We start from the raw sequence: 23,713 nt of genomic DNA on the forward strand, positions 1-23,713 counted from the left end.
GTGGGTTACGCCAAAATTATGACTAACCCACTCCTTAAAATAAATTAAGCATTAATGAATAATTATTTATCATCTAACACAGGGGCATCGGCTTTATCTTCAGCTTTGCCTTCACTTGAGATTTGGTCGTCATCTTCTTCTACCAACTGCGGTACAGGTTTGACATTCACGCCTGTGCCTTGAGTAATCGGTGCGTCAGGCGATTGGTCAATTTGTTGCTGTGGGTGCCAAGCAGGGCTAGCATCAGCATCAATACCAAGGCTTACAATCGCATCTTTGACAAGACGTGGCTCAACTTCACCAACATCTGCCAGTTGTTTTAAGGTGGCAACCACGATGTGAGCGGCGTCTACTTTAAAGAAACTACGCAAGTTTGCACGGGTATCCGAACGACCATAGCCGTCTGTACCAAGCGTGGCATATGGGCGACCTTCTGGTAACCATGCACGGATTTGTTCTGAGAATTGACGCATATAGTCGGTTGATGCCACCACGATACCATCATGTTGGGCAAGTTGTTCGGTTACCCATGCCACTTTTTGTTCTTCGGTTGGGTGCAAACGGTTGTATTCATCGCACGCCATGGCTTCACGCGTTAGTTCGTTAAAGCTGGTTACGCTCCAAACGTTTGCCGAAATGTTAAATTCTTCTGCCAAAATTTCGGCAGCTTTTTCCACTTCACGCAAGATGACACCTGAACCGAGTAATTGTACTTGTTTTGAACCATTGTCTTTTAACAAATACATACCTTTTTTGATGCCTTCTTCCACATATTCACGATTGGCAGGCAAGGCAGGCTGTACATAGTTTTCATTCATCAAGGTAATATAATAATAAACACGCTCACCTTCACCGTACATACGGCGTAAACCATCTTGGATAATCACTGCCAACTCGTAGCCATAGCATGGATCGTAAGTGACACAGTTTGGAATGGTATTAAATAAAATCAACTGATGCCCATCTTGGTGTTGCAAACCTTCACCGTTCAAAGTCGTACGTCCTGCCGTACCACCGAGCAAGAAGCCTTGTGCTTGGCTATCGCCTGCTGCCCACGCCAAATCACCCACACGTTGGAAACCAAACATTGAGTAATAAATGTAAAATGGTATCATCGGCAACGCATTGGTTGAGTAGCTAGTTGCCAACGCAATCCACGCACTCATCGCCCCTGCTTCGTTGATACCTTCTTCTAACATATGTCCGTCAACCGCTTCACGATAACCCATTAAGGCCTCGGCATCTTCGGAAACATATTTTTGTCCATTGGCAGAATAAATACCTAACTGACGGAACATCCCTTCCAAACCAAAAGTACGGGCTTCATCAGGCACAATTGGCACAACACGGTCTTGAATGGTTTTGTTTTTTAACAAGGCAGATAACAAACGCACAAACACCATAGTCGTAGATTGCTCTTTATCGCCACTGCCTTGCAATACTTTATCAAACACATCAAGGCTTGGAATTTCGAGCGGAATGTGTCCACTACGACGACTTGGCAGATGTCCACCCAACGCCTGACGGCGACCCATCAGATATTTATATTCGGTAGAATTTTCATCTGGACGATAGAACGGCAACTCTTCTAGCTGTTCATCGGTAAACGGTAAATCAAAACGGTCTCTAAAATATTTTAGATTTTCAATTTCTAATTTCTTAATTTGGTGGGTTTTATTCACCGATTGTGATTGAGCGGATAAACCATAGCCTTTTACCGTTTTTACCAACACAACGGTTGGCTGACCTTTAGTTTTCATCGCTTCACTAAAGGCACTATAAACTTTGACAGGGTCATGACCACCACGGTCAAGGTGTTGAATTTCGTCATCGGTCCAATCTTTCACCATTTCGGCAAGTTCTGGATACTTGCCAAAAAAATGCTCACGCACAAATTTACCATCACGGGCTTTGTATAGTTGATACTCACCGTCAACCGCTTCTTCCATGCGTTGTTTCAATGCACCTGAGTGGTCTTTATCTAGTAGCGTGTCCCATTTTCCGCCCCAAATCACTTTAATTACTCGCCAGCCTGCACCACGGAACACAGACTCAAGCTCTTGAATAATCTTGCCATTACCACGCACTGGTCCGTCAAGACGTTGCAGGTTACAGTTAATCACCCAAATCAAGTTTTCTAATTTTTCACGACCTGCTAGGCTAATCGCACCAAGGCTTTCTGGCTCATCGGTCTCACCATCGCCCAAGAACGCCCAAATTTTACGCCCTTGTTTTGGCAATAAACCACGGTTTTCCAGATAGTTTTGGATATGTGCTTGATAAATAGACATCAATGGACCAAGACCCATTGATACCGTTGGAAATTGCCAATAATCAGGCATTAAGTACGGATGCGGATAGCTTGACAACCCTTTGCCACCCACTTCACGGCGAAAGTTAATCAGTTGCTCTTCGCTCAAACGTCCCTCCAAAAACGAACGAGCATACATCCCCGGTGAACCATGACCTTGATAATAAATCATATCACCACCAAAATGCTCATCTGCGGCACGCCAAAAATGGTTAAAGCCCGTTTCATAAAGCGTTGCACTGGATGCAAAAGTCGCCAAATGTCCGCCTAAATCATCGTCATTTTTGTTGGCACGCATCACCATTGCCAACGCATTGTAACGGATTAACGCACGGATTTTACGCTCGAGGGTTAAATCCCCCGGATAAGACGGTTGGTCTTCCACAGGAATGGTGTTAATATATGCGGTATCAAGGCGGTTAAACAACACGCCTTCTTGTACCGCTTTATTATACAAGGCTTTTAACAAAAATGTCGCACGCTCTTTATCGGTATGTTTAATCACTGATTCAAAAGCATCAAGCCATTCTTGGGTTTCTTGTTTATCAGCATCATTGTAGTAAGTCATGATGATTTCCTATAGGTTGTGAAAAATAAAACAATGTTTTAAAAGGGTTTACAATGGATAAAACTTAACAAAAAATTAACAAAATTTTATTAACAAAATTTTATTAACAAAATTTTATCCCTAATCCGCATTTTACCGCAAATCAAGGATTTTTTGTATTTCGCTAATTTTTGACAAACATATTTGGTATTTATTTAAAAAATAACAAATAAATACTGTTGAATAGCTATTATTGATATAAAAACACCGCTTTGTCAGATGAAAGATAGCAAAATGGTCAAACCATAAACATGTTTGACACTTTAACAAGCTAGGTACAAATGAGCGTTAGCTTAAAATTGATTTTCTCCACCTTTTGCTACCGCTTGTTGGTAGGCAGGACGAGCATGGCAACGTTTTAACCAGTTATAAATATTGGCAAAACGTGGCTCAAGTTGGCGAGTTTTTTGCATGGCGTCAATGGCAAATTCTAACTGAATATCCGCCCCTGTAAACTGCTCGCCTGCCACCCAATCATTTTGTGCCAAATGTTTGTCCAACATTAATAATTCTGCATTTAACGTTTTATTGAGATACGATTGTTCCACACCTTTGCTAAGTAATTTTGCCACTTGTTTGATACCGATTGGCGATTGTTGAACCATTTTACCAAACAATAATCGGATAATTAATAAAGGCATCAACGAACTTTCGGTAAAATGCAACCAATAACGGTAATGTTCATAGGCTGTCGTACCGTAGTCAGGACGAAACTGTTTGTTAATCACTAAATTTGCCAACAATTCAGGCTTAAACTCTGCCATATTTTTACCAGCCATGTCATAATTATCAATCAAATATTCAATGATATGTGCCGACTCAATCAACGTTTTTTGTGCATCTTGTAAAATTGGAGATTTTCCCATAGAATGAACGGTTTTGAGCGATTTTGGGGCAAGTCCATTCTCACGGTCATAGCTAGTCAATTGATAAGGAATACTTAACTCTTCTAGTAGCCAAATGATACGAGAAGAGCGAGAATTTTTTAGGTGATGTAGGTGCAAATTTGACATAGATTTTCCTAATTTTGCAAGTTTTTTTAAAATGGTTAATCAAAGATTTTAGCTGTAAAATCGGTTATCCACTAGCCTACTATTTTTTATGATGAATGAAAAGCAAAAAGGTGTTGTTATTTTGTTGAGATGTGTTATTATTCTCACTTAATTGCAAAACAAATTTTGCAATCCTGCTATTTTTTAGTCCTAAAAACCCAAACCAATCAAATAACCAAAGAAAAAGGTGTCCTATGGAAGAAGCAAATTTTTCAAACAAAACCGACAAAGAGCAATTTGAGCAAGCTGCTCTACACTATCATGCCAATCCTGTGCCAGGTAAAATCGCCGTCACACCAACCAAACAACTGGCGAACCAACGTGACCTAGCGTTGGCGTATTCACCAGGGGTTGCTGTGCCATGTTTAGAAATTGAAAAAGACCCAAAGTTGGCTGCCAAATATACCGCTCGTAATAACCTTGTTGGTGTCGTAACCAATGGTACGGCGGTGCTTGGTTTAGGAAATATCGGACCGCTTGCATCAAAGCCTGTGATGGAAGGTAAAGGTGTTTTGTTCAAAAAATTTGCGGGCATTGATGTGTTTGACATTGAAGTTGCCCAAAATGACCCTGACAAGTTTATTGAAGCCATTGCATCGCTTGAGCCGACTTTTGGGGGTATTAACCTTGAAGATATCAAAGCCCCAGAGTGTTTTTATATTGAGCGTGAATTACGTAAACGCATGAATATTCCCGTATTCCACGATGACCAACATGGGACGGCGATTATTACTGCAGCGGCGTTGTTAAATGCGTTGCAAATCACTGGCAAAAAAATTGAAGAAATTAAAATCGTGTGTTCTGGTGCAGGGGCAGCGGCGATTTCTTGCTTAGATTTAATCGTGGCACTCGGTGCGAAAAAACAAAATATCACGGTTGCCGACTCTAAAGGTATTATTTCTACTTCTCGTGAAAATTTGGACGAAAGCAAACAACGCTATGCCATTGATACGACAGCAAGTAAACTTAGCGAAGTGATGAATGATACGGATATGTTTTTGGGATTATCGGCGGCGGGCATGTTGACCCAAGACATGGTCAAACAAATGGCAAAAGACCCGATTATTTTTGCCCTTGCCAATCCAAATCCAGAGATTTTACCTGAAGATGCCAAAGCGGTACGTTCCGATGTGATTATTGCAACAGGTCGCTCGGATTATCCAAATCAAGTGAATAATGCGTTGTGTTTCCCTTACATTTTCCGTGGGGCGTTAGACGTGGGTGCGACCACCGTTAACGAAGAGATGAAAATCGCCTGTGTGAAAGCGATTGCTGCCATGGCTCACGTAGAAGCCACACCAGAAGCTGGACAAAAAGACACGGATGAAAGTAAACGTTTTGGACGTGAATATTTAATCCCCGGTCCGCTTGAACCAAATTTGATTTTGGAAATCGCCCCTGCGGTTGCCAAAGCTGCAATGGAGTCTGGTGTAGCAACCTTACCGATTGATGATATGAAAGCCTATCGTCAAAAACTCTCAGAATTTGTGTACAACTCAGCGTTTGTCATGAAACCGATTTTTGCCAAAGCCAAAGAAAATCCAAAACGCATTGTGTTTTGTGAAGGTGAAGATGAGAACGTATTACGTGCTGTTCAAGTCGTCATTGATGAAGGTTTGGCATACCCAATTTTGGTCGGTCGTCCAGAAGTAGTTGAGCATCAGATTGACCGTTTAGGCTTACGCATTCAAGCAGGCAAAGACTTTGAGCTGATGTATGCTGAAACTGACCCACGCTATGATAGCTATGTGGATTTTTACTACAAAAAAGCCAACCGTCAAGGCATTACCCTAGAATTAGCTCGCCGTGACGTACGCCGTAAAACATCGCTGATTGGTTCGCTCATGGTGGAACGTGGCGAGGCAGATGGGATGATTTGTGGTACTTTTAGCCATTATCACCACCACTTACGCTATGTCACCAAAGTGATTGACAAACAATCACACGTCAATGAATATTACGCAATGAATGCGGTGCTGATGCAAGGGCGTAATATCTTTATCGCTGATACTTACATTCACGAAGACCCAACTGCCCAGCAACTTGCAGAATTAACGGTGCTTGCTGCCAATGAGATGAAACGCCTTGGTATTACCCCACGTGTGGCGTTGTTGTCGCATTCTAACTTTGGTACATCAAACTTTGACAGTGCCAAAAAAATGCGTGAAGTACACCGCCTGCTAACCGAGATGGGGGTAGATTTTGAATTTGACGGTGAAATGCACGGCGATTCGGCATTAGACGAGAACTTGCGTAACCGTAACTTTGATTTTTCAACGTTGAAAGGTTCGGCGAACTTGTTAATTATGCCTGATTTAGATGCAGCCAATATTTCGTATAATCTGTTAAAAACCGCAACCAACAGTGCGGCGATTGGACCATTCTTACTTGGGGCGGATAAACCTGTGCATATCTTGACTCCGTCAGCAACCGCTCGCCGTATCGTGAATATGACAGCGATTGCAGTAACTCAAGCTCAAGATTTGGCATAATAATTTTTTAGTCAAACCTTAAAAAAGGCAATTTCTCAGGATATTGCCTTTTTTACGTGAAATTTTGCATCAAATTGATTTGGCATTTTTAAGCATTTAAATTTAATTATTTTTTAATAAAGATTAAAAGAATTAGCCTCATGAACCAACCTTTGTTAAATCTTTCTACCCAAGAAGCCGTTATTATCGCCAGCATCATTGTCGCCCTGATGGGCGTGATGATGATTGGATTGGGGTTTACCCCACATTTGGCGTTAATTGTAGTTTTATGTGTGTTATTTGCGTTTGGCAAATTCAAAGGTTTGGACTTTGAGGTATTGCAACAACATATGGCAAACGGCGTCATGAGTGGCATTGGGGCGGTTTATTTATTCTTTTTTATTGGGCTATTGGTAGTGTCGCTGATGACTGCAGGGACAATTCCAACTTTGATGTATTATGGTTTTGAAATCATTTCGCCCAATTTATTTTATCTGTCGGCTTTTATTTTGACATCCATTATCGGCATGGCGTTGGGCAGTAGCCTAACGACCTGTGCGACAGTTGGTGTCGCCTTTATGGGTATGGCGACAGCATTTGGGGCAAATCCTGCAATTGTCGCAGGAACGGTGGTGTCTGGGGCATTTTTTGGCGATAAAATGTCGCCATTGTCGGATACAGGCACGATTGCGTCATCGGTGGTTGGTATTGATTTGTTTACCCATATCAAAAATATGATGTACACCACCTTTCCTGCATGGCTACTCTCGGCAGGAATTTTTTATGCGTTATCAAGCTCGCTACATCAAGCGAGTTTGGCAAATATTGAACAAATGCAACAACTATTGATAAATAGTCAGCTCGTGCATTTGAGTGCGTTTTTGCCGATTGTGGTGTTAATTGGCTTAATCGTGCTTCGTGTCAATGCGATTTATACCATTATTTTGAGTATTTTGGTGGCGATTATCATCACTTATAGCCATTCTAGCCCAAGTATTCAGGATATGGGCAGTTATTTTTTTGCTGGGTTTAAAGCCCCACAAGAGCTTGGCGTGGTGGCGGATTTATTATCACGTGGCGGGTTAGAAAGTATGTTTTTTAGCCTTGCGATTGTGATGCTAGCGTTGTCATTGGGCGGTTTGTTACAAGCATTGGGCATATTGCCTGCGTTACTCAATGCGATGAAGCATCTATTAACCAAACCAAGCCGAGCCATTACCGCTACGGCGTTCACAGGGCTTGGCATTAATATTTTGATTGGTGAACAATATTTGAGTTTATTGTTGAGCGGGCATACATTTCGTGAGTTATTTGCCAAATTTGATTTGCACCCAAAAAATTTATCTCGCACTTTAGAAGATGCAGGTACGGTGATTAACCCGCTCGTACCGTGGAGCGTGTGCGGGGTGTTTATCAGTCAGGTGCTAAATGTGAGTGTACTCAGTTATCTGCCGTATGCGTTTTTTTGTTATTTTTGTTTTTTATTGACGTTGATTTTTGGTATAACGGGGTTTACCATCAGTAAAATTGATGAAAAATAATGATTTTGTTGGTTTTTTAATTGGAGTGCTAGACTACAATTTTAGCCTGTGTTAGACTAATAGCCTATTTTACTGAATGGTTTTGAATACGTTGTTTGGCTTGGTGCAAAAAAAGGTCAGTTATGTTGAATAGAGATGTATAAAATGACAGCTCAAGTTAGTGAAAATCTGGTTATAGCAAACGAAAATTATTGGATTAGTGACTTTTCAACTCAAATGTAATGTATAGCGAAAGAAATTAATTTCTGATACAAAAAGGCGAACATCTTTCCTTATATATTGAAAATGGCATAATCACAGGCTTGCCTGAATATAAAAAAAATTAGTTCCACTTGATAGTTTTAATATTTAAAAAGAAAAACCATGAAAAATCAAACCCTTATCCAAGTTACAAACCTAACCAAAAAATACGGCACGCCGGAAAATGTTTTTGAAAACGTCAATTTTGACATTTATAAAAATGAATTTATCTGTTTAATCGGACATTCTGGCTGTGGCAAATCCACGATTTTAAACGCTTTGGCAGGATTAGAAAACGCCACCAGTGGACAAATTCTCATGCACGACAAAGCAGTTACCAAGCCAAGCCTTGAACGTGGCGTAGTGTTCCAAAGTCATGCCTTGTTACCGTGGCTAAGCGTTGCTGACAACATCGGTTTTGCCCTAAAAGCCAAAAATCCCAACATTAAAGCAGACGAACTTCACCAAAAAACTGACCACTATTTAAATCTAGTCGGTCTTGGCAAAGTCAAAGACAAAAAACCGTCCGAACTGTCAGGCGGTATGAAACAGCGTGTCGGTATTGCTCGTGCCTTTAGCACCGAGCCAGAACTGCTACTCATGGACGAACCATTTGGAGCGTTAGATGCTCTCACTCGTGGCGTTATTCAAGACGAACTTGTAAACATCGTGGAAGACACGCACCAAACGGTGTTTATGATTACTCATGATATTGACGAAGCGATTTTGCTCGCTGACCGCATTTTTTTGATGAGCAATGGTCCACAGGCGTTTTTAGCCGAAATTGTGGAAAACACCATTCCAAAGCCCCGCCACCGTGATAATATTCACCACAATAGTCAATATTACGCCATTCGCAATCATTTGCTTGACTTTTTGGTGCATCGCAGTAAGTCACTCCAAGCCCAAGAATATCGTCCAAATGAACCTGCCGTGATTAACTTCAACCGAGAACAATGGAGTGGTTTGTAATTCATGATGAAGATTGGCTAAACTAAATAGCTAAATAGACCAATCTTCCACTGCCCAATGATGTGCCAACGCATGAGCGTGCAGACGTTCGTCAGGTGACACACAGACCGCCATATTTGCCCATGCTAATAATGGCAAATCATTAAACGAATCGGAATAAGCGTAGGTTTTCTTATAGTGGACACCCTGTTGGTTTTGCTTGCTAATCCATTGATTTAAATGATAAATTTTACCATCTTTAAAGTTCGGTCTTCCTGCTACTTTACCTGTATAGCCTTGTTCGGTAGCTTCTAATTCGGTTGCCAAAATATTGTCAAAAGCCACGCCAAATAGCTGATTGGCAATCGGTTTTACCACAAACGCATTGGTCGCCGATACCACGAGAATATCATGCCCTGCATTGCGGTGTTTTTGTAGGGTTTGCACTGCTTTTGGACGGACAAACGGTGCGATTTCATCTACGATATAGCTTGCTCGCCAATCGTGTAGCTGTGCTAAAGAATGCTGTTTTAAAAAATTGGCGACAAATTCATTATATTTCACCGCATCTAGCGTACCTGCGATATAATCTTCATAGAATTCACGGTTTTTGGCACGGTAGTCCGCTTCGTTGACGAGCTGATTTTTTACCAAAAATTCGCCCCACATATAATCGCTGTCAGTGTTGATTAGGGTATAATCTAAGTCAAACAGTGCCAACTCTTTGCTAATTACGGTCATTTTTTCACCATTTTATCAAGCTATTCATAAGGATTTGCCACGCCAAGCGTGTTTAACACGGAAATTTCAATACTTTCCATTTCGTCTTGCTCCGCCTGCCCAAGTTCATGGTCAAAACCCAACAAATGTAAAACACCATGTACTAACAAATGAGTCAAATGTTGCTCAACGGTTTTTTGCTGTTCATCCGCTTGTTTGGCAACCACATCATGACAAATAATTAGCTCGCCAAGTGGCAAGCTCGGTATCATTTCGGCAATATTTGACGGTAAATCACTTGGATACGATAAAATATTGGTCGCATAATCTTTACCACGAGCCTCCAAATTAATCGCCCTTGCTTCCACAGGCTTGGTCACATAAATATCTAATTCTAATGATTTTTTTAGCCAATCACGTTGTAGATTAGGAATGATAATTTCTGTATGATTGTCTAAATAAGTTAAAGTTTTTGATAATATTTGATAAATTTTATCAATATGATAATAATTTTCAGTATCAGCAAAATTTTGTTGATTAATTAGGTCTTCATGAAAACTTACCACGATGTCTAATGTTTGCTTACTCGTCATTTTTCACCATAACATTTGCTGAAATATTGTCAACATCATCGGTTAAATGTTGAGCAAGCGGTTGTTCGAACTCTGCCAATTTTTGAGCCAAGCGTTCTTGTTTTTTGGCTTGTTTAATTGCTTCTTGTTCTTCATCAAATTTATCATAAGCTTGCACGATTTTTTGCACCAACTGATGACGCACCACGTCTTTGCTATCAAATTTGGTAATGTGAATTTCGTCAATATCACTTAGAATATGCAAAGCTTGGCGTAAACCTGACTGCGTGCCACGGGGCAAATCCACCTGCGACATGTCGCCCGTAATCACCGCACGAGAGCCGAAACCGAGCCGAGTTAAAAACATTTTCATCTGTTCGGGCGTGGTGTTTTGGGCTTCGTCCAAAATGACAAAACTATTGTTAAGTGTTCGCCCACGCATATAGGCGAGTGGGGCAACTTCAATAATCTGACGTTCCAAAAGCTTGCCCACTTTTTCAAAGCCCAACATTTCGTACAACGCATCGTATAACGGACGCAGATAAGGGTCAATTTTTTGAGTCAAATCCCCCGGCAAAAAGCCCAATTTTTCGCCTGCTTCCACTGCAGGACGTACTAGCAAAATCCGCTCAATCTCGTTGCGTTCTAGCATATCCACCGCACACGCCACTGCCAAATAGGTCTTGCCCGTCCCTGCAGGCCCAATGCCAAATGACACATCGGATAGCAGAATTTTTTTCACATATTGCTGTTGGTTATAACCGCGGGGAATAATTTTACCTTTGCGAGTTTGTAGACTAATCGGCGTAAACTCATGGGCAGGTATCGCTTCACTAGTGGATTGATGTGGTTGGTTTTTTTGGTCGGCAATAGGATTATTGGTCAACATTGGCTCTCTTGCAAAACTGGTTTGGATAAACAAATGTAGGGTTTCTGGGCTAATATGTTCACTAATTTCAAGCTCATCAAGCATCTGCTCAAGCACTTGCTCAGCACGTTCCACCGCCCCCAAATCCCCTGACAATACAAGGGTGCTTCTACGCTGTTGAATAGTCAGCTCAAGGCGGTGGGTAAGGTAATTTAAATGGGTGTTATATTCGCCCAATAGGGCTTTAAAAATTTGGGGAGAAAGTTCGCTAAAATCAAGGGTTCGGCTAATAGTATCGGTCAAGTGATTGTCCTTTTTTTGACAAAATTTTTGTAAAAATATTAATATAATGGTTAATATGGTAAATTTTTACCAAAATTCAAGCAAACAGCGTGAAAAAATCTTAAAAAATTACAAAAAAATCAAACAGCTTTTGTGTTAAAATTTAACCGAATAATTGATGCTAACAAATTCTGTAAAAATTAGGAATATAAAATGACAATACCAACCGATTTACAAATTCATTATTTAACCAATGCCGATTATGAAACTACGCATGATGCGATGTTAACTAAAACTTTACAACGCATTGAGCAAAAAAAACAAGGCATCACCACGCCTGATGAGTTGTGGATTGTGGAGCATCAAGACGTTTATACGCTTGGACAAGCAGGCAAACCTGAACATATTTTACAAAAAAATGATACGCCAATTATCAAAACCGACCGTGGCGGTCAAGTAACATGGCACGGCAAAGGGCAATTGGTAGTGTATTTTTTGTTTGATATCAATGAATTAGGTTGGGGTGTACGAGATTTGGTAACCCATGCCGAAAACATCATTATTGCGACGGTAAGACCGTATTTGCCAAGTAATTTTAGCGTAAAAGCACGCCAAGATGCCCCCGGTGTCTATGTTTATAACGCTGATGATATGGAACTTGGCAAAATCGCATCGCTTGGGTTTAAGATTAAACATGGCTTTAGCTATCATGGGATTGCGTTAAATTTGGTGAACGATTTGACCCCATTTAACTTGATAAATCCGTGTGGCTATGCAGGGATGGCCATGTTACGGTTGGCGGATTTTGCTAAGATTGACATGGCACAAGTTACCCATGAGTTTATTGAGCAAGTTCGGCTCACTCGTCAAACTAAAACACAAGTATCGACTAAGGATAAAGCCAAAATTTACCCATAATCGTGAATTTTGGGCTTTTTATCCAAAATGTTAAGTAAATGTTGCTAATCGTTGCAGATTTTATGTTAAAATCGCCCAAAAAATTTTTAAGGATTTGCAACATGGCAATCAAACTTCCCAATCTAAAAAACAATTTGAAAAAAAAACCTGCTGAGCCAACTCAAAATATGGAATTACATGACTTGTTAAATGACATTCCAACGTTACCAACCAATTCGGCAAATGGGTCGGCAAAACCTGCAAAAAAACCATTATTCACCCTAAAACGCACGCCAAAAGTCGCTATCGCCACTGACGGCAAAAAACCAATCGACAAAAAAACCATGATAATGGCAGGTTTTTTGGGATTTTTGGTGGTAGTTGGTGCGTTGATAATGTTTGTTTTGCCAATATTGACGAAAACCGAAGAGCCAACCCCTGTCGCTGAGCGAGTTGCTACCCCTGTAGTCGAACCAACCGCCACCGCTTCCAACCCTGTAACGGCAAATGCCAGTGCGACAGCAGACAACCTACGCACCGAAGAAGTCGTAATTACAGGCGAACAGCTCGGCAACGGCGTGCCATCTAGCACCGCATCTACCCCTGTTGTAGCGACCGAAAACCCACCAAATGCAGACAATTCAGACAACCAAGCAGTCATTGTCGCAGAAAGCGAAACCACACCGCCACCTGCTGAACAGCCAAGCCAAGAACTCATGCAAACCGAACAAAAATCCAAAAAAGGCAATGCAATTAGCAGTGGACAAAAAGGCACGATGTCATATGCCGAGTTTGTCAAAGCATCAGAACAGCAAGTATTTAGTGATAGATAAGCGTTTGATAAATACCAGGTTATTGTATCACAAACTCTTTTAACACAGCGATTTTATCACGGATTTTCATTGCCTCTTCAAATTTCAATTCTTTTGATAAGGCTTGCATTTGCTTTTGTAACTGCATGATATGTTTTGCCAACAAATCAGGGGATCGCAAAATCTGCATATCCACATCAGCAATCGCTTGATGTTTGGCGGTATCTTGGATAAACATCTGATTATCGTTGAATTCTTCTGTGTCACCTACGTCAATCTTATCCGTAATTGCACGTTTAGCCGATGTTGGCGTGATATTATGCACTTTGTTAAAGGCGATTTGCTTGGCACGACGCCGTTCGGTTTCATCCATCGCTTTTTGCATACTTGGGGTTATGCTATCAGCGTACAAAATTGCCTTACCATTGAGATGTCTAGCCGCTCGCCCAATGGTCTGAATAAGTGACCGCTCTGAACGTAAAAATCCTTCCTTGTCCGCATCGAAAATCGCAACCAAACTGACTTCTGGCATATCAAGCCCTTCACGCAGTAAGTTAATACCGACTAGCACATCATACACGCCTGTGCGTAGCTCATGAATGATTTTCATACGCTCCACCGTGTCAATGTCGGAGTGTAAATAGGCGACTTTAATGCTGTATTCTTTTAAGTAGCTTGTCAAATCTTCCGCCATGCGTTTGGTTAAAACGGTGATTAACACCCGTTCATCAAGGGCTTTACGGCTATTAATCTCACCAAGCACATCATCAACTTGCGTAAGTACTGGGCGAATTTCTAAAATAGGGTCTACCAAACCTGTGGGTCGCACCACCTGTTCAACAATTTGCTGTGATTTTTCAAGCTCGTATAACGCAGGCGTTGCCGAGACATAAATGGTCTTGGGAGCAATACGTTCAAATTCTTCAAATTGCATCGGGCGATTGTCCATCGCTGACGGCAAGCGAAAACCGTAGTTTACCAGTGTTTCTTTTCTTGAACGGTCGCCCTTATACATCGCCCCAATTTGTGGTACGGTTACATGACTTTCATCAATAAACAAAAGTGCATCCGATGGAATATAGTCAAACAAAGTCGGCGGTGCTTCCCCCGCAGGTCGCCCCGACAGATGACGAGAATAATTCTCAATACCGTTACAATAACCAAGCTGTTGAATCATTTCCAAATCATACTGGGTACGCTCTTTTATCCGTTGGGCTTCAATGAGCTTGTCATTATTGCGAAAATATTCCAAGCGTTCGGCAAGCTCTTCTTTAATGGTTTCGGACGCTTTTTCTAATTTTTCTTTTGGTGTGACATAATGCGACTTTGGATAAATGGTAATGCGTGGCACAGACTTGATATTTTTACCTGTCAAAGGGTCAAACCACGTGATTTTTTCCACTTCATCATCAAAGAGTGCCACACGCACCGCAAGGCTCTCGCTTTCAGCAGGATAAATGTCAAGCGTCTCGCCACGCAAACGATAAGCCCCACGTCCAAAGTCCAATTCATTACGCTCATATTGTAGTTCAACTAAACGCTTAATTAAGGCATTTCTATCCACACGGTCACCCACGACAATGTGTAACAGCATTTTTAGATAACTTTCGGGGTCGCCTAAGCCATAAATGGCAGACACGCTCGCCACAATAATTGCATCTCGGCGTTCTAGCAAAGCACGAGTGGCAGATAGTCGCATTTGATCAATATGGTCATTGATTGCACTGTCTTTTTCAATAAACGTATCACTTGCAGGCACATAGGCTTCGGGCTGATAATAATCGTAATAACTGACGAAATATTCCACCGCATTATTAGGAAAAAATGCCTTAAACTCGCCGTATAATTGGGCAGCTAGCGTTTTGTTGTGTGCCATGATAACGGCAGGGCGACCGCTTTTGGCAATCACTTGTGCCATGGTGTAGGTCTTGCCTGAACCTGTTACGCCAAGCAAAAGTTGGTCGTGATAGTCTTTGTCAATACCGTCCAATAATTTGGCAATCGCTTCTGGCTGGTCCCCTGATGGAGAATATTCAGTCACCATTTCAAAGGGACGATTTTCTACTTGCGTCCCTGAGAGATTGACGCCTGTGCGGACGGCTTCGTCTTGGAGTTGGCGGGAGAGTTGGTTTAGTTGAACTTCAGAGCGGGTTTGTTTAGGTGGTCGCATAATAGTGTCTTTTTTGTTAAAAATAAACAATTTTATGGGGTTTTTTTACCAAATTAAAACCTATTTTTAACATTTAACATCAACTATCCAACGAAAACTCTTCGGCATAAGTGTTCCACCCCAACTTCGTGCGACACGCCTCAAAAAAATCTACATCAAGTGGGTGGAGCAAGGTTAATTTATCAGGGTGTTTACGGATTATCAACCGTTGATTTTGATTTAATGGCACTGACGCTTTACCGTCTGCACTGACCATAGGTTGGGTGCGATTGTCTTTATGAATACGGATTTTAATCACACTACTACCACTCACTACAATCGGACGGCTAGACAAGGTATGCGGATGCATGGGCACAAGACTAATCGCATCAAGGCTTGGGTGCAAAATCGCCCCGCCCCCCGACAACGCATATGCTGTTGACCCTGTCGGCGTGGACACAATCAAACCATCACTATGCTGACGATACACATCCAAACCGTCAATTTTTAGATTAAAATCAAGCATATGCACCGATTTTCCTGCGTGCAACACCACATCATTTAACGCCATATCTTCATAAATCACATGGCTACCTTGCCAAATCTCCATTTTTAACAAAAAACGGTGGTCCAATTGGTAAGACCCATTTAAAATATTGCTAAGCTGATTTGGTAAATCGTCAGGATTAATATCCGCTAAAAAACCCAAACGTCCACGATTCACCCCCACCACAGGCACAGGATATTTTGCCAACACTTGGGCTGACTGCAACAGCGAACCATCACCACCAACTACCACCACCAAATCACAGTTTCCACCCAACAAATTGCGTTCAACCACTTCGATATTACCAAGCCGAGCCGTGTCCATTGACGGCAAGCGATAAGTTTGATGATCAATCAAAATCGGCAAATTTTGCTGATGAAAAAAATCACAAAGTTGATAAATACTGATTAAAATCGTGGCTTTATTGGCTCGTCCCATGATACCAATACGGCGAAAGGCAGGGTTTTTGATGATTTCGCTACTCATATTTTTTCAGATAAAGTTAAAAAAGACAGCTTATTTTAGCATAATTTAGCCAAATTCTTTACAGAGTTTGGGTATTTTTTTGGTGGTTTTGTCAATTTGTTGAAGTTTTGTTTAACTTTGCGAAACAAGTCTTTAAATTTTTGCCATTTTCCCCATTAATTCTAATAACAAAAAAAATTCTTAAAATATTGCTAAAAAAACTGTACAAATGGTAATTTTTTTGTTAAGTTAAGGCTTTAAAAAATTTCATTAAAATTTTAAACAGGTAGGAAATTGTTTATGGCAAATCCGATTTTATCTAGTGTAGATATGGCGGTCAGCACGACACCGATGACCATTCAGGGTGTGGTACGCAAGACAGCATTTTTGTTGGGTATCTCTGCATTTACAGGCATCAGCTTTTTTATGTTTGCGGTATTGGCAGGGTTAAGTAGTGGCTTTATTTATGGGGCAAGCCTTGTCAGTATTTTGGTGGCGTTTATCATGGGTTTTGTGGTGATGTCAAAACCACATCTTGGTAAAGTGTTAGCCGTACCGTATGCGATTTTTGAAGGGATTTTAATTGGGGCGATTTCGTTATTCGTTACCACCCAATTTCCCACTGTTGCAGTCACCGCAATGGTTGCAACCTTTGTTACCGCAGGCGTGATGTTGGCGTTATACCGTGCCAATGTGATTAAAGTTACCGAAAAATTCCGCTCGGTGATGATGTCAGCAATTATCGCGATCAGCCTTGTGTATTTGGTGCAAATCGGCTTGAGCCTATTTGGTAACTCTATTCCGTATCTATTTAGTGGTGGTGCAACGGCGGTAGCGTTTAGCTTGTTAGTCGTTGTGATTGCATCATTTAGCTTGTTATTGGACTTTGATAATGTAGAACGGGCTTATCAATCAGGCGTGGACAAAAGTTTTGAATGGGTACTCAGCATTGGTATTTTATCAACGTTGGTTTGGATGTACATTGAGTTTGTACGTTTGTTAAGAAATTTACAAGACTAACTTTCACTCATCATGATAATCAAAAACACGATAATCGCAAAATTATCGTGTTTTTTTATGTCAACAGTTATGCTAAAATGCAAAAGTACATTTTTTAAATCAACCCAACCCACCCAAATAAATCCCAAATAAAAAATAAAAAAGGAAATTTGATGAAAAATTTTAGCAAAATCCTAACCTTAACCGCCCTGTTATCCGCTCTTAGTATGTCTGCCATGGCTTGCGAACTTGAAGACGATTATCAATTATCACAAGGTTTGAGCTTTGACTATTATTGCGAATTTAGCGATGATGAAAAAAACGCCGTTGCTTTGGCTTATCGTGAATTAGCAAAATCCGATGACGTGCGATACGGTTTTGTCAATCGTCAAGGCAAGTTGGTTATCCCTGCGATTTTTGAAGAAGCTAATCCATTTTCCGAAGGTTTGGCATTGGTTTACAAAAAAGACCAACCGATGTTTATTGACAAAACAGGCAAAGTGGCGATTGCCTTAACCGATTTTGACGAAGTGCATGATTTTAGCGAAGGTTATGCGGTGTCAAAAAAAGACGGTAAATGGGGTTATTTGGATAAAAAAGGCAACTTTGCCATTGAGCCAACTTATGACGATGCCTATGGCTTTAGCGAAGGTTTGGCGTTAGTATTAAAAGACGGCAAATACGGTTTTATCAACCCAAAAAATCAAACGGTGATTCCTTTTGAGTATGATGAAACCAGTCATTTTTTCTATGAAGATGGCTTGATTTATGCCAAAAAAGGCGAAAAATATGGGATTATTAATAAAAAGAACCAAGTGATTTTACCCTTTGACTATGATTATGTAGACGAGGAATTGTTTTATGAAGACCTTGTACTCGTTGCTAAAATTCAAGGTGTGGACGACATGGGTGAGCCAAAGTATAAATACGGTTTTGCCAATCGCAAAGGCAAAATCGTCATTCCGCTAAAATACGACAGTATCAGCAACTTTGCGGATGGATATGCCACCATTATTAAAGAAAATGGCGATGATTATCAAGAGATTTTTATTGACACCAAAGGCAATGTGATTAACCAAGATTATTAACATTTTTCCAACAACAAATTAAGAAATATGATTAAAAGAGTAGTATCTTGTTAAGTTAAATTGTATTTATTTGTGCAAAATTTTCTTGTTAAAATGTTACGCTATGTTATATTTTCACAAAATATAGATATTTACCGCTAATTTTTTGTGTTTTATCCGTGACTTTTTGGGCTTAATATGGTTAAATTGCCTTTAATCTTTTCAAAATTATCTTTTATATATCATAAACCGTTGAATTGTTTAGGAATTGTTATGTCACAGTTATTGTCTTTTAGCCAAACCAGTTTTAGCAAAAACTTCAAATTCCACGCAAAATTAGCCACTGCAGTATTAGTCGGCGTGACCTTAACCGCATGTTCTACATCAAAGATTAGTACCAACAAAGCCAAAACTTACTACCCATCCGCAATACCGAGCCATTATATCGTGCAATATGGTGATACTTTGAGCAAAATCGCTCAGCGTTATGGTTTGGATTATCGGCGAATTGGGGCATTAAACGGTTTGGACAGTAACTACACGATTAAAGTTGGACAACGCCTCATGCTGACCGCACCGAACCAACGTCAGCAATACCAAAAACGCCAAAACCAACCCGTCAGTAATCAAAAACCGACTACCGCTCGCCAAACCACACCTGTCAATAGCGTACCAACTTACGCCAGCTCAAAATGGCTCGTGCCTTTGAATGGGCGATTGTTACGTGGTTATGATGAAAGTATCGGTACACGTGGCGTGTGGTACTCGGCACAATATGGCACGCCTGTAGTCGCCAGTAAAGGAGGAACCGTGCTATATGTCGGAAACGGTCTGCCTGAATATGGCAATTTGGTAATGATACAGCACAGCGATGACTATATCACCGCTTACGCACATTTGGGGGGCTTTAATGTCAAAGAAAAACAAGTGGTACAAGCAGGACAACAAATTGGCATCGTCGGTCATGTGGCAAGTCTGAACCAACCTGCGTTAGAATTCCAAATCCGCTACCGTGGTTTGCCGATTAATCCGATTAATATGTTAAAATAATTTAATTGATAACCAACTGATTTAACAAATCATTCTTGTAGGTTGGGCTTAGCCCACCCTACGCATTTAAGCAATTAAGATTTCGCAAATAACCACGCATTTAATACCGCCATTGCAGGGTTGGTGTTGCTCTGTTGTCTAAGCCATTCACTGGTTTTGGCAAGGTCAACTTGTTGGCGTTCAGCGGTGTCAATCGCAAGGTTTTGAGCCACGGTTCGGCGGATATTATCAGGATTAGCATCGTGTTGAATGAGTTCAGGGACAATCGCTTTATTTGCCAAAATATTCGGTAAAGCGACATACGGAATTTTTACCAAACGTTTTGCCAACCAATAAGTGACTGATTTCATTGAATAAATCACCACCATTGGACGGTTTAACAACATCGCTTCCAACGTTGCAGTTCCCGATGCTAACAATACCAAATCCGAAATCGCCATAATACGTTGGCTAAAATCTGCCACCGTTTCATCACAGCATACTACCACACGGGCTTGTAGTTCGCTCGGTTCGTTTTGTAAATATTGCTGAACGATACGTTTATAATTTTGATTCACTGTTGGAATCACGAAACACAGCTGATTATCGGTCAAATACAGCTGATACATACTGGCAAGTAGCTTTGGCAAAATCGCTGAAATTTCGCCACGCCGAGAACCTGGCATCACCGCAATCAAATGACTCATTTCGCCTTTGTTCGGATTTTTATCAAAAGTGGCAAAAAAGTGTTTTAATTCAGGTGTTTCCCAAATCATGTTGAGCCGTTTTTCCAACATAGATGTGGTAATTAAACGTTGGTCAATGGTTTTTAACAGCGGATGTCCGACACATACCGCAGGGTGATTGTGTTTTTCATACACCGCCAATTCAAACGGAAACAGACACAGCACTAAATCGGTGGATTTTTTGATATTATGAATGCGGTTTTCCCGCCACGCCCAAATGGAAGGACTGACATATTGCACACTAAAAATACCATGGGCTTTGAGCTTTTTGCCCAAGCGTAAGTTAAAATCTGGGGCATCAATACCAATAAATAAATCAATGTTTTGCTCAAAAAATACCTGCAAAATTTCATCTTTGGCTTTGAACAAATCGGGTAAATGTGCCACCACTTCCACCAACCCCATAACCGCAAGCCTTGACATATCAATGATTGCGTGTAAACCTTGGGCTTGCATTTGCCGACCGCCAACGCCGACCCACACGATATCGCTGCGCAGATTATTCATCTGACGCATAAAATCCGCCCCCAACGCATCACCCGACACTTCCCCTGCGACAATCCCAATCACCAACGGACGGTATTTTGGCACAATCGCAAACGGAGCATTCGGTACATTTTGGTGTGGCGTGGTCGTTATCATCGGTTTTTTCCAAAAATCAAGCAACAGTGGGCAAAGGTAAATTGTATAGCCAAATGCCTAAAAAGTAAATCGTAACTTAACTTAAGGTTATGCCAAATCAAACTAAAAGTAGGTTTTTTAAATGTAATCTTAGAGTGACAAAATCGCTTTTTTGGTTTATAGTAATGTTTTTTTAGGTCAATGGAAAACTGTGAACGCTATGACTATTTTTTCTCAAACTGATAATGCTGATATTGACAACGTGAATTTAGACGCAATTTTACCCCTAGCCACACCAGCCGAGCTAAAAACCGCTTTGCCACTTACCGAAAAAGCCTACCAAACGGTACTTAAAGGGCGTGAAACGGTAAAAAATATCCTAAATGGTACGGACAAACGCCTGCTGATGGTGATTGGACCTTGTTCCATTCACGATATCAAAGCCGCTCATGAATATGCCGATAAATTGGCAGTGCTTGCCAAAGAAATTGAAGATACCATTTATATCGTCATGCGTGTGTATTTTGAAAAACCACGCACCACCGTGGGTTGGAAAGGTCTGATTAACGACCCTGATATGAATGATAGTTTCGATATTAACAAAGGCTTGCACATTGCTAGACAATTGTTGATTGATTTAAACGAAAAAGGCTTGCCATGTGCTACCGAAGCCCTTGACCCCAACACACCACAATATATCCAAGACTTAATCAGCTGGTCAGCCATCGGTGCAAGAACCACCGAAAGCCAAACCCATCGTGAAATGTCATCAGGCTTGTCTTGTCCTGTTGGGTTTAAAAACGGTACGGACGGCGGTATGACCGTTGCGGTAAACGCCATGCAAGCGGTAAAATATGGGCATAGCTTCTTGGGATTGTCATCAGACGGTAAAGTATCCATCATCAAATCTAAAGGCAATCCGTACTCGCACGTAGTGTTGCGTGGTGGGAATGGCAAACCAAACTATGACGCCGCTGCTGTTGCCCAAGCAGAAAATGAATTGGCAAAAGGTAAAGTATCAGGCAAAATCATGGTGGACTCAAGCCACGCCAACTCTAACAAAGACCCGTATTTGCAACCGATGGTTATCCATAATATCGGCGAACAAATCGCGAATGGCAACCGTTCTATCATCGGCATGATGGTGGAAAGTCATTTAAAAGGCGGTCGCCAAGATTTGACGGCGGATTTATCCGCTTTAGAATATGGTAAATCAATTACCGATGGTTGTTTGGACTGGGAAAGTACGGTTGCATCGTTATATCAGTTACGTGAATTGGTAAAAGATATATTACCAAATCGCCAGTTAAATGATTGATTTTTTTAGCAATTTTTAGTTTTATCACATTAAAACCAACAAAATCATTTGTTGGTTTTAACGTTAGAATTATCTATTACTGTCCCTAAATTTAACGATTAAATTAATGCAAAAAGATAAATTTTGCCAATAAAATCACCGTTAACACCCAGACTGCCAAGCTCACCTCACGATGACGACCGCTCACCAATTTTCCAATTGTATAAGTAATAAAGCCCAACGCAATACCGTCCGCAATAGAAAACGTCAACGGTGTTAATAACAACACCACCGCCACAGGTGATGCTTCGGTCAAATCATCCCAATCAATCTCTCGCAAGGTAAACAACATCAACACCGACACATAAAAAATCGCCCCTGATGTCGCATACGTAGGTATCATGCCAGCAAGCGGTGCAAAAAACAACGCCAACAAAAACAATACACCCACCACAATCGCCGTAAATCCCGTACGACCACCTGCCGCTACGCCTGCTGTACTTTCCACATAACTCGTCACGGATGATGTACCAAGCAACGACCCTGCCACTGCCGCCATTGAGTCAGCGAATAAGGCTTTGCCAAGATTTGGAATTTCACCATCTGCTTTCATCAGCCCTGCCTTTTTGGTAACGCCAATCAACGTCCCTGACGTATCAAACAGCACAACAAATAAGAACGCAAAAATCACGCTTACCATACCCACATCCAACGCTCCTGCAATATCCAACTGCATAAAAGTCGGTGAAATGGATGGCGGTGCTGACACCAAGCCTTGATACTGGGCATGACCTGTTAACAAACTAATCACAGTAACAATCAAAATAGACAACATCACCGCTGCAGGTACTTTGCGTTGCACGAATATCACAATCAAAAAGAAACTCAAAATCGCCATGGCAGGAGCAAAATCGGTAATTTTCCCCATACTGACAAAGGTCGCAGGATTTGCCACGATAATGCCCGCATTTTTTAACGCAATAAACGCCAAAAATGCCCCAATCCCTGCGACGATGCCTTGTTTTAAGGTATAGGGAATGGCATTGATAATCCATTCACGCAGTTTAAACGCACTGATCAAGACAAACAAAAGTCCAGAAATAAACACTGCACCCAACGCCACTTGCCAACTTTTACCCATACCTAACACCACGCTAAAGGTAAAAAACGCATTTAAACCCATACCAGGAGCAAGAGCCACAGGCAAACGGGCAATCATTCCCATTAAAAAACAGCCAATGGCTGATGCCAAACAGGTAGCGACAAACACTGCCCCTTTATCCATACCCGTTTCGGCAAGCATAGACGGATTAACAAAAATAATGTAAACCATCGTCAAAAACGTGGTAAAACCTGCCAAAATCTCAGTTTTTATCGTGGTATTGGTGCCGTCAATGCCAAAATAGCGTTGTATTGCGTTCATAATCAACTCGGTAATATTGAGAATTGTGAAAAATTGTTAACCGAAA

The 23,713-nt window shown here is 41.1% G+C and carries 18 protein-coding genes; 9 read left to right on the top strand and 9 right to left on the bottom strand.

What is annotated here, in order from left to right; all coding sequences use genetic code 11:
* Positions 1–62: 62 nt before the first annotated feature.
* Together aceE and A3G3_RS0100950 are read right to left on the bottom strand one after the other, a co-directional pair.
* The gene (gene aceE / locus A3G3_RS0100945) at positions 63–2,879 is read right to left on the bottom strand and encodes a pyruvate dehydrogenase (acetyl-transferring), homodimeric type (protein WP_019518669.1); all 2,817 of its coding nucleotides are present in this window, start codon (positions 2,877–2,879) and stop codon (positions 63–65) included.
* A gap of 332 nt (positions 2,880–3,211) precedes the next feature.
* Complete coding sequence (locus A3G3_RS0100950; protein ID WP_019518670.1) at positions 3,212–3,931, bottom strand: glutathione S-transferase; 720 nt, start codon at positions 3,929–3,931, stop codon at positions 3,212–3,214.
* A gap of 233 nt (positions 3,932–4,164) precedes the next feature.
* On the opposite strand from A3G3_RS0100950, the gene A3G3_RS0100955 reads away from it, so the two are divergent.
* The 3 genes from A3G3_RS0100955 to A3G3_RS0100965 all read left to right on the top strand — a co-directional run bounded on the left by A3G3_RS0100955 (position 4,165) and on the right by A3G3_RS0100965 (position 9,194).
* Positions 4,165–6,462, top strand: a complete 2,298-nt coding sequence (locus A3G3_RS0100955; protein ID WP_019518671.1) for an NADP-dependent malic enzyme — start codon at positions 4,165–4,167, stop codon at positions 6,460–6,462.
* A gap of 140 nt (positions 6,463–6,602) precedes the next feature.
* Positions 6,603–7,982, top strand: a complete 1,380-nt coding sequence (gene nhaC / locus A3G3_RS0100960) for a Na+/H+ antiporter NhaC (protein WP_019518672.1) — start codon at positions 6,603–6,605, stop codon at positions 7,980–7,982.
* Between the two features lie 363 nt (positions 7,983–8,345).
* A complete protein-coding gene (locus tag A3G3_RS0100965; RefSeq protein ID WP_019518673.1) occupies positions 8,346–9,194 on the top strand; it encodes an ABC transporter ATP-binding protein in 849 nt (282 codons plus the stop codon).
* 30 nt (positions 9,195–9,224) lie between these two features.
* Here A3G3_RS0100965 and A3G3_RS0100970 read toward each other — a convergent pair whose 3' ends face one another.
* The 3 genes from A3G3_RS0100970 to A3G3_RS0100980 are packed head-to-tail and all read right to left on the bottom strand — an operon-like array spanning position 9,225 to position 11,636.
* Complete coding sequence (locus A3G3_RS0100970) at positions 9,225–9,914, bottom strand: HAD family hydrolase (protein WP_019518674.1); 690 nt, start codon at positions 9,912–9,914, stop codon at positions 9,225–9,227.
* A 20-nt stretch (positions 9,915–9,934) separates the two neighbouring features.
* Positions 9,935–10,486, bottom strand: coding sequence for an rRNA maturation RNase YbeY (gene ybeY / locus A3G3_RS0100975; protein WP_019518675.1), 552 nt, complete (start codon positions 10,484–10,486; stop codon positions 9,935–9,937).
* Positions 10,476–11,636 carry a PhoH family protein gene (locus A3G3_RS0100980; protein WP_019518676.1) on the bottom strand — a complete coding sequence of 387 codons (1,161 nt, stop codon included), beginning with the start codon at positions 11,634–11,636 and terminating at the stop codon, positions 10,476–10,478. The genes ybeY and A3G3_RS0100980 overlap by 11 nt, the downstream gene beginning before the upstream one ends.
* A gap of 192 nt (positions 11,637–11,828) precedes the next feature.
* Here A3G3_RS0100980 and lipB point away from each other — a divergent pair, with 192 nt between their 5' ends.
* Together lipB and A3G3_RS0101000 are read left to right on the top strand one after the other, a co-directional pair.
* Entirely contained in the window at positions 11,829–12,533 is a 705-nt protein-coding gene (gene lipB, locus A3G3_RS0100990) for a lipoyl(octanoyl) transferase LipB (RefSeq protein ID WP_019518677.1), read from the top strand.
* A gap of 101 nt (positions 12,534–12,634) precedes the next feature.
* Positions 12,635–13,345, top strand: coding sequence for a hypothetical protein (locus A3G3_RS0101000; RefSeq protein WP_019518679.1), 711 nt, complete (start codon positions 12,635–12,637; stop codon positions 13,343–13,345).
* Between the two features lie 19 nt (positions 13,346–13,364).
* Here the strand turns inward: A3G3_RS0101000 and uvrB are convergent, their stop codons facing one another.
* On the bottom strand, positions 13,365–15,494 hold the full coding sequence (gene uvrB, locus A3G3_RS0101005) for an excinuclease ABC subunit UvrB (RefSeq protein WP_019518680.1): 2,130 nt from the start codon (positions 15,492–15,494) through the stop codon (positions 13,365–13,367).
* A 79-nt stretch (positions 15,495–15,573) separates the two neighbouring features.
* Positions 15,574–16,506, bottom strand: coding sequence for an NAD(+) kinase (locus A3G3_RS0101010; protein WP_019518681.1), 933 nt, complete (start codon positions 16,504–16,506; stop codon positions 15,574–15,576).
* Between the two features lie 279 nt (positions 16,507–16,785).
* Here A3G3_RS0101010 and A3G3_RS0101015 point away from each other — a divergent pair, with 279 nt between their 5' ends.
* From A3G3_RS0101015 to A3G3_RS0101030, 3 genes are all read left to right on the top strand, one after another.
* Entirely contained in the window at positions 16,786–17,505 is a 720-nt protein-coding gene (locus A3G3_RS0101015; RefSeq protein WP_019518682.1) for a Bax inhibitor-1/YccA family protein, read from the top strand.
* A 152-nt stretch (positions 17,506–17,657) separates the two neighbouring features.
* Positions 17,658–18,572, top strand: coding sequence for a WG repeat-containing protein (locus tag A3G3_RS0101025; protein WP_019518684.1), 915 nt, complete (start codon positions 17,658–17,660; stop codon positions 18,570–18,572).
* A 252-nt stretch (positions 18,573–18,824) separates the two neighbouring features.
* Positions 18,825–19,601: a M23 family metallopeptidase gene (locus A3G3_RS0101030; RefSeq protein ID WP_019518685.1), complete on the top strand. Its 777-nt coding sequence runs from the start codon at positions 18,825–18,827 to the stop codon at positions 19,599–19,601.
* A gap of 74 nt (positions 19,602–19,675) precedes the next feature.
* Here A3G3_RS0101030 and A3G3_RS0101035 read toward each other — a convergent pair whose 3' ends face one another.
* Positions 19,676–20,968 carry a lipid-A-disaccharide synthase gene (locus tag A3G3_RS0101035; protein WP_019518686.1) on the bottom strand — a complete coding sequence of 431 codons (1,293 nt, stop codon included), beginning with the start codon at positions 20,966–20,968 and terminating at the stop codon, positions 19,676–19,678.
* Positions 20,969–21,167: 199 nt separating this feature from the next.
* Between A3G3_RS0101035 and A3G3_RS0101040 the strand changes: the two genes are divergently transcribed.
* Positions 21,168–22,265, top strand: a complete 1,098-nt coding sequence (locus A3G3_RS0101040; RefSeq protein ID WP_019518687.1) for a 3-deoxy-7-phosphoheptulonate synthase — start codon at positions 21,168–21,170, stop codon at positions 22,263–22,265.
* 103 nt (positions 22,266–22,368) lie between these two features.
* Here A3G3_RS0101040 and A3G3_RS0101045 read toward each other — a convergent pair whose 3' ends face one another.
* The gene (locus tag A3G3_RS0101045) at positions 22,369–23,667 is read right to left on the bottom strand and encodes an NCS2 family permease (protein WP_019518688.1); all 1,299 of its coding nucleotides are present in this window, start codon (positions 23,665–23,667) and stop codon (positions 22,369–22,371) included.
* Positions 23,668–23,713 lie beyond the last annotated feature (46 nt).

The sequence above is a fragment of the Moraxella boevrei DSM 14165 genome, assembly GCF_000379845.1.
Taxonomy (GTDB): domain Bacteria; phylum Pseudomonadota; class Gammaproteobacteria; order Pseudomonadales; family Moraxellaceae; genus Faucicola; species Faucicola boevrei.

Bases quoted from the DNA above. Each gene is read 5' to 3' on its own strand.
- aceE (WP_019518669.1), bottom strand. From the start codon at position 2,879: ATGACTTACTACAATGATGCTGATAAACAAGAAACCCAAGAATGGCTT.
- A3G3_RS0100950 (WP_019518670.1), bottom strand. From the start codon at position 3,931: ATGTCAAATTTGCACCTACATCACCTAAAAAATTCTCGCTCTTCTCGT.
- A3G3_RS0100955 (WP_019518671.1), top strand. From the start codon at position 4,165: ATGGAAGAAGCAAATTTTTCAAACAAAACCGACAAAGAGCAATTTGAG.
- nhaC (WP_019518672.1), top strand. From the start codon at position 6,603: ATGAACCAACCTTTGTTAAATCTTTCTACCCAAGAAGCCGTTATTATC.
- A3G3_RS0100965 (WP_019518673.1), top strand. From the start codon at position 8,346: ATGAAAAATCAAACCCTTATCCAAGTTACAAACCTAACCAAAAAATAC.
- A3G3_RS0100970 (WP_019518674.1), bottom strand. From the start codon at position 9,914: ATGACCGTAATTAGCAAAGAGTTGGCACTGTTTGACTTAGATTATACC.
- ybeY (WP_019518675.1), bottom strand. From the start codon at position 10,486: ATGACGAGTAAGCAAACATTAGACATCGTGGTAAGTTTTCATGAAGAC.
- lipB (WP_019518677.1), top strand. From the start codon at position 11,829: ATGACAATACCAACCGATTTACAAATTCATTATTTAACCAATGCCGAT.
- A3G3_RS0101000 (WP_019518679.1), top strand. From the start codon at position 12,635: ATGGCAATCAAACTTCCCAATCTAAAAAACAATTTGAAAAAAAAACCT.
- uvrB (WP_019518680.1), bottom strand. From the start codon at position 15,494: ATGCGACCACCTAAACAAACCCGCTCTGAAGTTCAACTAAACCAACTC.
- A3G3_RS0101010 (WP_019518681.1), bottom strand. From the start codon at position 16,506: ATGAGTAGCGAAATCATCAAAAACCCTGCCTTTCGCCGTATTGGTATC.
- A3G3_RS0101015 (WP_019518682.1), top strand. From the start codon at position 16,786: ATGGCAAATCCGATTTTATCTAGTGTAGATATGGCGGTCAGCACGACA.
- A3G3_RS0101025 (WP_019518684.1), top strand. From the start codon at position 17,658: ATGAAAAATTTTAGCAAAATCCTAACCTTAACCGCCCTGTTATCCGCT.
- A3G3_RS0101030 (WP_019518685.1), top strand. From the start codon at position 18,825: ATGTCACAGTTATTGTCTTTTAGCCAAACCAGTTTTAGCAAAAACTTC.
- A3G3_RS0101035 (WP_019518686.1), bottom strand. From the start codon at position 20,968: ATGATAACGACCACGCCACACCAAAATGTACCGAATGCTCCGTTTGCG.
- A3G3_RS0101040 (WP_019518687.1), top strand. From the start codon at position 21,168: ATGACTATTTTTTCTCAAACTGATAATGCTGATATTGACAACGTGAAT.
- A3G3_RS0101045 (WP_019518688.1), bottom strand. From the start codon at position 23,667: ATGAACGCAATACAACGCTATTTTGGCATTGACGGCACCAATACCACG.